The organism is Microcystis sp. LEGE 08355, assembly GCF_015207185.1.
GTDB classification, from domain to species: domain Bacteria; phylum Cyanobacteriota; class Cyanobacteriia; order Cyanobacteriales; family Microcystaceae; genus Microcystis; species Microcystis panniformis.
In genome coordinates this window covers 1-10,274 of record NZ_JADEXI010000117.1, presented here as the reverse complement: position 1 = coordinate 10,274, position 10,274 = coordinate 1, and the positions used below count along the sequence as shown (strand labels likewise).

General features: G+C 46.2%; 9 protein-coding genes and 1 pseudogene. 4 read left to right on the top strand and 6 right to left on the bottom strand.

All coding sequences use genetic code 11. From position 1 onward, the window contains the following. Positions 1 to 447: 447 nt before the first annotated feature. The 4 genes from IQ242_RS08310 to IQ242_RS27055 form a co-directional block, all read right to left on the bottom strand. Positions 448 to 1,863, bottom strand: a complete 1,416-nt coding sequence (locus tag IQ242_RS08310; protein ID WP_193959641.1) for a cation:proton antiporter — start codon at positions 1,861 to 1,863, stop codon at positions 448 to 450. 128 nt (positions 1,864 to 1,991) lie between these two features. Further along, positions 1,992 to 2,330 carry a hypothetical protein gene (locus IQ242_RS08305; RefSeq protein ID WP_193959640.1) on the bottom strand — a complete coding sequence of 113 codons (339 nt, stop codon included), beginning with the start codon at positions 2,328 to 2,330 and terminating at the stop codon, positions 1,992 to 1,994. A gap of 84 nt (positions 2,331 to 2,414) precedes the next feature. After that, positions 2,415 to 3,536: a sodium-dependent bicarbonate transport family permease gene (locus tag IQ242_RS08300; protein WP_193959639.1), complete on the bottom strand. Its 1,122-nt coding sequence runs from the start codon at positions 3,534 to 3,536 to the stop codon at positions 2,415 to 2,417. Between the two features lie 94 nt (positions 3,537 to 3,630). Then, positions 3,631 to 3,924, bottom strand: coding sequence for a sulfate permease (locus IQ242_RS27055; protein ID WP_193959638.1), 294 nt, complete (start codon positions 3,922 to 3,924; stop codon positions 3,631 to 3,633). Positions 3,925 to 4,155: 231 nt separating this feature from the next. On the opposite strand from IQ242_RS27055, the gene IQ242_RS08290 reads away from it, so the two are divergent. Next, positions 4,156 to 5,076, top strand: a complete 921-nt coding sequence (locus IQ242_RS08290) for a LysR family transcriptional regulator (RefSeq protein ID WP_193959637.1) — start codon at positions 4,156 to 4,158, stop codon at positions 5,074 to 5,076. Between the two features lie 48 nt (positions 5,077 to 5,124). On the opposite strand, the gene ftsH4 is transcribed toward IQ242_RS08290, so the two are convergent. Beyond that, a complete protein-coding gene (ftsH4, locus tag IQ242_RS08285; protein ID WP_193959636.1) occupies positions 5,125 to 7,002 on the bottom strand; it encodes an ATP-dependent zinc metalloprotease FtsH4 in 1,878 nt (625 codons plus the stop codon). 77 nt (positions 7,003 to 7,079) lie between these two features. Further along, positions 7,080 to 8,264, bottom strand: a complete 1,185-nt coding sequence (locus tag IQ242_RS08280; RefSeq protein WP_193959635.1) for a tetratricopeptide repeat protein — start codon at positions 8,262 to 8,264, stop codon at positions 7,080 to 7,082. A 362-nt stretch (positions 8,265 to 8,626) separates the two neighbouring features. On the opposite strand from IQ242_RS08280, the pseudogene IQ242_RS08275 reads away from it, so the two are divergent. The 3 genes and pseudogenes from IQ242_RS08275 to IQ242_RS08265 form a co-directional block, all read left to right on the top strand. Further along, positions 8,627 to 9,021, top strand: a pseudogene (locus tag IQ242_RS08275) (ISNCY family transposase); the annotation flags it as partial. A 371-nt stretch (positions 9,022 to 9,392) separates the two neighbouring features. Continuing rightward, positions 9,393 to 9,977 (top strand): helix-turn-helix domain-containing protein, encoded by a 585-nt coding sequence (locus tag IQ242_RS08270; RefSeq protein WP_228020887.1) that lies wholly within the window; start codon positions 9,393 to 9,395, stop codon positions 9,975 to 9,977. Further along, positions 9,961 to 10,179, top strand: a complete 219-nt coding sequence (locus IQ242_RS08265) for a PIN domain-containing protein (RefSeq protein ID WP_228020886.1) — start codon at positions 9,961 to 9,963, stop codon at positions 10,177 to 10,179. The genes IQ242_RS08270 and IQ242_RS08265 overlap by 17 nt, the downstream gene beginning before the upstream one ends. Positions 10,180 to 10,274: the final 95 nt, after the last annotated feature.

Here is a 10,274-nt window from a genome sequence, read left to right as displayed (position 1 = left end):
ACCTTTGGGCTCGATCCAATAAACGCTTGGGGAGAGAATACCTCTACTTTTTCAGAAGCAATTCTGTCTAAGCAAGTAATCTCTGTGAACCAAGAATCCCCGTCTCTTTAGAGCGGGGAGTGTCAATTTAGATTCCTTGCGTTATCTAAAACAGAGGTGGTTCTTACGCCTGCGCGTTACTTTTCGTCCGCCCCACGATAGTTGTATTTCTACAAAATTTGCTTCAAAAAGAGAATCTAGGAGATCTGTTCTGCGTAATCCAACTCGGTCGCGCATCCCGCCTCTTTTCGGAGAATATCGTCGATATTCTTAAATGTCTGCTCGAACATAGGAAAAAGATTAGATACTCTCAAATCTTACCTCGATCGCTCCGGTGATCCTTAGCATAGATTTGTAAAAAGGCTGAAAATGCTTCAGCCTCTAAAAAATCAGATTTTACCATCAAAATTAAGGAATAGGATTAGCCGAATCCTTGCTTTCTAGGGTTTCGGCAACAGCTTCCGTCTTACCAAAAGCAATTCTGAGGAAGGGAGGAGCGAGGAAAGTGGTCAAGATTACCATAATAATAATCGACACCTCCAAAGGCTTATCCAAAATTCCGCTGGCCGAACCAATCCCAGCAAAAACTAGACCCACCTCACCCCGGGGAATCATACCCACACCGATGGCGAGGCGATTGATTCCGGATATACCAAAAACTGCCCAGCCCGTCACCAGTTTACCGATAATCGCCACAACCATCAAAAAGACAGCGATCAAAAGTCCGGCCCGATTCTCCGGTACCGTTGGGTTTAAAACACCGAGATCGGCACGCGCTCCCACCGTCACAAAGAAAATCGGTACAAGCAAATCGGCGATCGGTTTAATTAACTCATCCAACTCGTTGCGGGTATCGGTTTCATCAAGCACCAAACCGGCGGCAAAGGCCCCTAAAATCGCTTCAAGATGAATAGCATTGCCTAAAAATGCCATAAAGAAAGCGAAAACAAATGCGGGAATAACAATATTTCCCCGAGTTTTCAGCCGCTCCACGATCGCCACAAAACTTTTGTTAAAAATACCTCCCAACAAAATTGATCCGATTAAAAAGGCCGTGGCACTGACGATCAGATAAATAACATTAACCACATCGATTTCACCGGTTTTGGCCAAACTAGCGACCACAGCCAGAACAATAATACCGAGGACATCATCGATCACCGCCGCACCGACGATAATTTGCCCTTCTTTGGATTTGAGTTGACCTAACTCGGACAACACCTTCGAGGTAATACCGATACTGGTTGCCGTCAAGGCTGCCCCCGCAAAAATCGCCGGGATGGCCGCCACATGAAAGACGAGCATTAACCCGGCCGTACCTGCCGCAAAAGGTGCCGCAACCCCCACACAGGCCACAACCGTGGCTTGAATTCCCACTTCCTTGAGTTGTCGCAGGTCGGATTCTAGGCCAATTTCAAACAGCAGAATAATCACACCGATTTCAGCTAGAACCGAAATCACTTCACTTTGGGACTCAAAGATCCGGTCCACGGCAGCCGGGGCCAATTGATTCAAACCTTGCAGTACCGTCATAATCAGCGAGTCAGAGGCCGATAGTCCCCCTTCGGGAAAGATGACCAGATGCAGTGCCGAAACGCCGACGATCACACCGGCGACCAGTTCTCCCAGTACGGGCGGAAAATCTAATTTTCTGGCGGCCTCCGCGCCGAGCTTGCTGGCCAGATAAATCACCACCAGCGTCAGCAATACGCCAGAGAGAATAATCGGTGAATCCTCGGCCACAACGGTGGCGAGCAAGGGGAGCGGAGCCATGGGAGCCGCTATCTCCCCGATCGAAGAAGGCAGAATAGGGGACAAAATCATGAGTTTAAAGGGATGAGGGTTAAAGGTTTCAGGTGGTCATAAAACTGGGGGATAGGAAAAAGGGCCACCGCTCAAGGACAGTCATGCTTGGGATGCGGTAGCCCTAGAGTGCCGGAGTCATGATCCGGCTAGATATCACAGCCCTCTGGTCCACAGAAACTCTGTCCGTACAGAACCTCCGCGTCACAGAGATAGATCATGCCCGCAAAATTGAGGAAAAACTGATCGGCCACCTGCTTGGCAATATTCTGGGCCATAATTCGATCGGGGGTAAGTATCTCGAACTTGACATTCGTGTCGGTTTCGGAAACGTGGGGTTGTCCCGACGAGCGCACGTTGCGACTGCCTTTACCGCCAGTATCCATCACCGTGTAACCACTCGCCCCGCATTCTTCGATGATCTTGGCGACTTTTTTCAACAAAATCTTTTCTGTGACGATGACGAGCTTTTTGGCTGGTTTGGCCATGTTGATTATCTCCTTAAGTGTGTATATTTATTTGCTTGGTAGGCCCCGTCAAGGGAACGCCCACAGACCACAATCCTTCTGGAATTAGCCGCCGCTGAGGGCCTGGGCGAGACCAAGGAAGAACGGGATACATAAGCCGATCGCTACGGGCGTACCGATGGCCGTGGACGCGCCTATATAGGCGGAGGGATTAGCCGAAGGGATACCAGCCCGCAACGTGGGCGGACCGGAGATGTCGGAACTAGAGGAAGCGATGACGGCCAGAACCACGACACCGCCCCAACTGAACCCGGTGGCGTAGTGGGCAATCATGCCGAAACCGAAGGCGATTAACCCATGCACAAACGGTGCTACGACGCTATAGACCACATACCACTGGGCTACCTTACGCAGTTCACCAACCCTTGACCAAGCCTCCATCCCCATGACCAGCATCAAGATCGAAAGCAAGCCGCGAAAGAGGGGATCGTAGAAGCTTTTATAGACAGTTTCCGGCTCGGTGAATATGCCCAAAGCCAGACCTAATAACATGGCCGATAGGGCCGGTCCGCGCAGGCTTTCTTCAATGATCGGCCAGATCTTGACCCGATTATCCGTAGGCTGCTGCTGACTGAGATACTCCTGCCGACTGCTGGGATAATCCTGCTGATCGGAATAATTCCCAGCCGCCACCGGCTGCTTGCTAAAAGACTCCTGGTCGTAGGCTGCTTCTTTCTGCTTCTTCTTGTTAAGATAAATGTTAGCCACCACGATCGCCGTTACCAGCGCCGGGATATCCATGAAGGGATAGAGTGCGCCGGCCCAGGCCTCGTAGGAGATCTTTTGTTCTTCGAGTACCGTCAGACCGGCGGCCATAGTCGAGCCACTCACGGCTCCAAATAACCCCCCAGTCGCGATCGCATCCACCACCTTCACCTTGGGCAGATTGGCCAAGGTATAGCGGGCGATGAAGACCACAATAATCCCTACTATGACGGCAAAGATCATGGGTAACACCATTTCCGTCAGGTTGGAATTGCGGATGGCAATCCCGCCGGTTAGACCGATTTTGGTCAGCAGCATGAAGACGATGATCGTACAAATCGACTCGGGAATGACCAATTCACTCCCGAGAGCGGCAATGATCATCCCACCAATCAAAAAGGCCAGCGTTGGCGACTGCAACTGCTGGATAAAGTCCATGACAAACAATGAGAAAAAATCCACGAATACCTCCTTAAGCCTCCCCTGATGAGGAGTATTGAATATAAACGGACTAAATGAACCTTCAAAAGCTGAAAGAGAGTAAGAGTAAGGCTCTTTACCCCTTAAGCAAACCTGTTGCGGGCAGAACTTTGGACAGCGTCAAGTCCGCAGGTAAGCCTAATTCGGGATTTTTGGCGGTTAAACTGGCCCCGATCGCACCAGCCCCAGAAGCTACCCCGAAAGCGAGAGCTAGAGGTAGAGAAACGATGGCAGCTGTTAGAAAACCTAATACATCGCCCCGCCAATTGTCAAAATGAATACGATTGGTTATTTCCATGAGAATCCAACTGAGCAAAGGATTTTTTGCCACAACAAAGCTGGCGGTTGACAGACCAGCCTTGATAGACAAAACTTTATGGTTTTTAAAGATCGATTGTTCTAAATCTATACTAGAACGGATATCTTGACAAGCAAATTTTTGTAAATTGAGTTTAAATCGATATATCTTTACAAAAGTATTGATTTAAACCTATGATATAAGCGGGGTGGGGAGGTTTTTACTCGTTCCCCTCCATTCCTGCTTCTGTTTAGCAAAGCTCCTCAAGGCAGTAACAGAAGTGTAGCTCTCTAGAGGCCTCTCTTGATTCACGCCACTTTACATCAACTGATTGTCTTTGAAGCGACCGCTCGTCATGGCAGTTTTACCAGGGCTGCTGAAGAACTATCGATCACCCAACCCACCGTTTCCACCCAGATGAAACAACTGACTAAATCAGTGGGTTTACCCTTATTTGAACAGATAGGCAAACGTTTGTATTTAACCGAGGCCGGACGCAGTTTATTAGTCACCTGTCAAGCAGTCCTCAAGGATCTTGATAACTTTGAGATGGCGATCGCCGATATCAAGGGCATTAAACAGGGTAAACTGCGTTTAGCTGCGGTATCCACAGCCCAATATTTAATCCCTCAGATCCTAGGTCCTTTTTGTCAACAGTACCAAGGGGTGGATGTGTCCCTAGAATTGACCAATCACCAAGACCTAGAAACAAGGATGATCAATAATGTTGATGACCTATATATTTTAAGCGAACCCCCCCAAGAGCTAAACCTGGAGATTCAACCGTTTCTGGAAAATCCCCTCGTGGTTATTGCTCGCAAAGATCACCCCCTAGCGGGACAGAAAAAAATTCCGATTAAACGACTGCAAGGGGAACCTTTTATTATGCGGGAAATGGGATCGGGAATTAGACGGGCAGTACAGCAAATTTTTCTCGACCATGGCATCACCGTATCTCTGCGTTTGGAAATCGGCAATAATGAAGCCATTAAACAAGCGATCGCTGGTGGTTTAGGAATTTCAGTTCTGTCTCAGCACGTCTTAAATTTAGATAATCCCAATGGGGAATTTACCATCCTTGACGTGCAAGATTTTCCCATCCAACGCCATTGGTATGTGGTTTATCCCAAGGATAAAAAACTATCTGTGATCGCCAAGACTTTTCTGGATTATCTCCTCAATATTCAGCCCCAATCCCTCTTAAAGGTCAAAATTTCTAGATGAGAAACCCCATCTTCAACAAAGATGGGGTAAGGTAAAAATCAAATCAATCTAAACAGTAACAGGTTCTCGATCGAGGGGTTTAACGCGATCAAGCAGTGCTTGCAATTGTTCCCCTTCAATCACCTCTTTACTGAGGATTTCTTGGGCAATTTCTTCGAGTAAATCGCGATTTTGAGCAAGGATATCCAGGGCCTGCTGATGACCATTTTCGACAATCTCTTTCACTTCATTATCGATCGCTTTGGCCGTATCATCGCTCACCAAGCGCCGGGGATTGATCATGCCATCTCCCAGAAAACTATTCTGTTGACCTTTTTCGTAGGCCAGGGGACCTAAGGTCTTACTCATACCATAGGTTGTCACCATGCGTTCGGCCAAATCCGTCGCCCGCTGCAGGTCATTAGCCGCCCCAGTAGTAATACTACCAAAGATAATTTCCTCGGCGGCCCGACCACCCAAAAGAGTAGCAATTTGGTCGCGTAATTCCGTATCATCCATAAGGAAACGGTCTTCCGTGGGCATTTGCAGGGTATAACCGAGGGCTGCCATGCCGCGAGGCACGATCGAAATCTTAGCAACTTTACCACCCCCCGGCATAACTGCACCGACGAGAGCGTGACCAACTTCGTGATAAGCGACGATTTTCTTCTCTTTTTCCGAGAGAACCCGACTTTTCTTCTCTAAACCCGCCACTACCCGCTCGATTGCCTCATTAAAGTCCTCTTGGGCGACGGTGCTGCGTTGATTGCGGGCTGCCAATAAAGCGGCCTCATTGACTAGATTAGCTAAGTCAGCACCAGCAAAACCGGGGGTGCGGGTAGCAATCTGTTTTAAATCCACATCTGAGCCTAATTTTACCTTACCTGCGTAGATTTCGAGGATTTTTAAGCGTCCAGCCAGATCGGGACGATCAACTAACACTTGGCGATCAAAACGGCCGGGGCGTAAAAGAGCGGGATCAAGAGTTTCTGGGCGATTAGTAGCGGCCAGCACGATTACCGTCGCATCACCAGCGTTAAAACCGTCCATTTCCGTCAATAATTGGTTTAAAGTCTGTTCCCGTTCATCGTTACCCCCCATAAAATTACCGTTAGCGCGAGATTTACCGATCGCGTCTAATTCATCGATAAAAATAATACAGGGGGCTTTTTTCTTGGCCTGTTCAAACAGATCTCGCACTCGGGCCGCACCTGCACCGACAAAGAGTTCCACGAATTCCGACCCCGAGATACTAAAGAAAGGAACTCCCGCTTCTCCCGCGACTGCTTTTGCCAGCAGGGTTTTGCCTGTCCCCGGCGGACCGACTAGGAGGACACCCTTGGGAATCCGCGCCCCGATTTGAATGTAACGTTGGGGATATTTAAGAAATTCGACGATTTCTGCCAATTCGGTTTTCGCTTCTTCCACACCGGCCACATCTTTAAAAGTGGTTTTGGTGGTATCTCCTTCCACATAGACTTTAGCGCGACTTTTGGTAATCGATAAAGCCCCGGCTGGACCACCGCCACCGCTGCGAGCGAGGAAAAATTGCCAAATACCGACAAAAATCAGGGGAGGAATCACCCAACTAAGAACACTACCAATCCAGCCATTTTTTGGCGGTGGTGCGGCGGCGAATTCTACGCCCTTAGCTTCTAGACGTTTGGGCAATTCTAGGTCAAAAATCGGTGTAGTGCTGAAAATTCGTCCGTAGTTGCCCTCTTGGTCGTTTTTAAGCTGATAACGAATCTCATTCTGTCCCACGGATACCCTAGCGACGTTACCATCTTCCACTTGGTCGATAAAAAGACTATAGGGAACTTTGGGGACGCTAGGGCCAAATAATTGCGGGAAAAGAAGGTTAACAATCAGAAATAAGCCGCCTACGGCTAATAAAACATTACCGATCAGGCGAGATTGTGAAGGAGGTTTGCTTTTTATACTCATTGCTGGGCCTGATTGATTAAAATTAGTCTCTATCCTCTCCTCATTGTAGGCTGTTGACTGCTCAAGTTCAGATTGAATCAGGCGGGGGGATTACCGTCGTCTTCGGGCGGTTTTTGCCCTAGTAAAGCCTCTAGACGGGTTTGGGCAAGCTCAAAATCCGGCGCAATCCCTAAAGCTTTTTGATAACAGGCGATCGCTGCTTGGGTTTCGCCTAAATTTTCTAGGGTACTGCCGCGATTGTACCAAGCTTGATAAAAATTATCGTCCGCTTCTAGCACCTGTTGCCAACATTCTAAAGCCTCTTGCCAACGTTGCAGTCCGTATAGGGCGCTGCCTCTAGCGTTAATGATTTGGTGATCGTTGGGGGTGATTTCTAGGGCGCGATCATAACTATTTAACGCTTCTTCGTAGTTACCGACCATGGCTAAGGCACTACCACGATTATGCCAGGCCGAGGCTAATTGGGGATCGATCTTCAAGGCCTGTTCCCAATCAGCGATCGCATTTGACCAATTGCCTAAATTTGCCTGTTCTAAGCCCTGATTAAACCAATCTTCGGCAGTTTCAGGGTTTTTACCTGACAGGGGGGAAAATTGAGCGATCAGACTATCAATAATGCTTTCTGCGTCCTTATTTTCGATGCCCAATTGTTCGGCGATTTGGCCCGCTAGGGTAGGATCGTTTTGCAGACGGTTAAATAATTCATCGAGGGTGAGGGTTTCTAATTGGGGATTTTCTGGGTCATTACCGTTAAAATCGCTAGTTTCACCCGAATATAAGAGATTTTCTGGGGGTTGCGGCAGGGAATAACTACCCGGTGCCTCATCTTCGCCGGCGTATTCCCAGATTAAAGTGGCAGTTTCTTTGGTGTAGAGTTGATAACCGATCTCGTAGGAAGCTTCACCAATACGTTCAATCCCGGGAAAAGCGCGAGCTAATTCTCCTAAACGGATCATTCTGGTGGCGAGAAGTTGATTAAGGGAAGCGGAGGATTGCAGACGGGTTCCAAAACGCTCTAACCATTCTACCCAATCTTTTTGCCGACCTCGATCGCCCAATTTCTCAAAAAATCTCAGAATTCTGCCTTCGTGCCAACCGTGGGACACTCCATCGAGTAACTGCATATAGAGAAACTCGTAGTCTGTATCGGTTAGGGGAACAGATTCGATCGCTTGTACTCTCCCCTTTCCCCCTTGTCCCCCCAAAAGTCGGGTAAAAAAGTTTTTGATCGCACGCCAAAGTTTTCTTAAAAGTCCCTGCATTCTAATCTCGACACTGGTTTTATTAATCTTGCAAGCATCACCCAATTAGTCTAGCAGTTATCAGCTCCTGAAGGACGCTACGCGCCCTAAAAAGAAAAAGAAAAACTAGGGACAAGCCCTGATCTTCTAAATCTGGAAGTATCCTGAACTCAAACCGGAGTAACAATGGTGTCATGAGACCCGATTATCAGCAAAAGTCCCTAGGAAAGAGGAAAAAAGAATTGGCGAGACGAGGATTAACTCGTGGGTAATGATTCGGTAGTAGTGCCGTAGCCCTCTTGCTTACCTGGTATGAATTGTGTCAAATATTTATTAATAAAAATAATTGGAACCCGCTCAGTCTTTAAACCTCTAGCTTGCTCATGACTTTTCTGATAAATATCTTTTTCTGGCTCCTGTCTGGCTTACTCAAATATCAGTCTAGCACCGAACAAAATCCCCCCTTCACCTCTATTCCCCTGTCAAGCGTTGTGGTTCTCACCATAGGATCAAGAATGGTTCTATTCCTAAGGGAAAACCCAAACGTCAAGGTCAAGAATGTGGTCAACCGTTTGTGATCAATCCCACTAATAAAACCGTCTTTGACGAAACCAAACAATTAATTGACAAACTCTTACTCGAACGAATTTCCTGACGAGGAATTGCCAGAGTAACAGGGGTAAGTTGCTCATGTTTACAAAACTATGTCAACAATAAACTGGCGGCTGTCCCCCGTCAAATAAAGGTTTCGGATAAACCAAAAGGTAAATTGGTTATATCGCTCTTCTGGAATTTTCGGAAATCCCTGACCGAATCTAGATTCTGAAACCCTTGGTTGACAAGTGCTCGCTAACTTTTTTTCTAATAAAAACTCAAATTTCAGGTTTCTGTTAGTTAGCGATAGCTTGAAGGCTTACCCCATAAGAGAGCTAGAGTTTAGAGACTGTAAGACTTTTGCCAGACTCCCAGAAGATCGTTATGTAGCCTATACTCAACAAATTTAGTATGATATGTTAAAATGATGTGAAATAATATAAATGCGTCGAGTCATTCTCTGATATGAGTAAATATGGCTCTTCGGTTTGTGTTATGCAATGGACGGGGGTTATAAGGGATGTAACCCTTATAGAGAAAGGCATTTAGCGATTTTTGTCAATTATTTTTGATCTAGAGCGAACTAATCAATTAAATCTCTTGCCAGATAAGGATTTAGTCGATTTATGCCCCCCTATCGAACCATACCAAGTAACGGAGAACCGTAAATATTCTAATTTTGACCCAACTTATTTTGTTGTCGAACCCGAAGAAACTGAACAAATAACCCAATTAAATCAGCTGCTTAATAGAGAAATACCGACGAGACTGGTAACTGAAAAGGGAGAAAATGTCCATATTCCCGAATCGATTTTAATGGTACTTCGTTACAGTGTAGCCGCCTTAGCATCGGGACAGGTAATTGAGTTAAATGTTACCCATCAGGATTTAACTATAGAAGAAGCAGCTAATTTGTTAAATGTTTCTAACTCTTGTCTAATAAAGTTACTAGAACAGGGGCAAATTTTATCGACTAATATAGGCAGTTATAAACGAATAAAACGAGAAGATTTGCTAATATATAAAGAGAAAAAATATCGAGAAAGAGAACAAATTTTAAATAACCTTGTGGCCATGACTGAAGCGGAAGGACTATACAGAAAAGATGAGGAATTAAACCTAGATGACAGCAGAGCCTAGGGTTGTTTTAGATGCTTGTGTTCTTATTCCTCAGTATTTACGCGATACTTTATTATCAATTGCTTGGCGAGGTTTATACTCCCCTTACTGGTCGAAATTAATTTTAGAAGAAACAACCCGCAACCTGATTAATCGATATAATATAACTTCAATAAAAGCCCTTAATTTAGTAGAACTCTTGCGAATTAATTATATGTTATAATGATGGGTTAACTAATTTTCCCCAAAAAATTAGTTAATCAGTACATTCGTCCTGAATGAAAACTTGAAGTTTAACTTTTAACTCAAAACTCTTTA

Coding starts and splice junctions, on each gene's coding strand:
- IQ242_RS08310 (WP_193959641.1), bottom strand. CDS start 1,863: ATGATTTTGTCCCCTATTCTGCCTTCTTCGATCGGGGAGATAGCGGCT.
- IQ242_RS08265 (WP_228020886.1), top strand. CDS start 9,961: ATGACAGCAGAGCCTAGGGTTGTTTTAGATGCTTGTGTTCTTATTCCT.
- IQ242_RS08305 (WP_193959640.1), bottom strand. CDS start 2,330: ATGGCCAAACCAGCCAAAAAGCTCGTCATCGTCACAGAAAAGATTTTG.
- IQ242_RS08280 (WP_193959635.1), bottom strand. CDS start 8,264: ATGCAGGGACTTTTAAGAAAACTTTGGCGTGCGATCAAAAACTTTTTT.
- ftsH4 (WP_193959636.1), bottom strand. CDS start 7,002: ATGAGTATAAAAAGCAAACCTCCTTCACAATCTCGCCTGATCGGTAAT.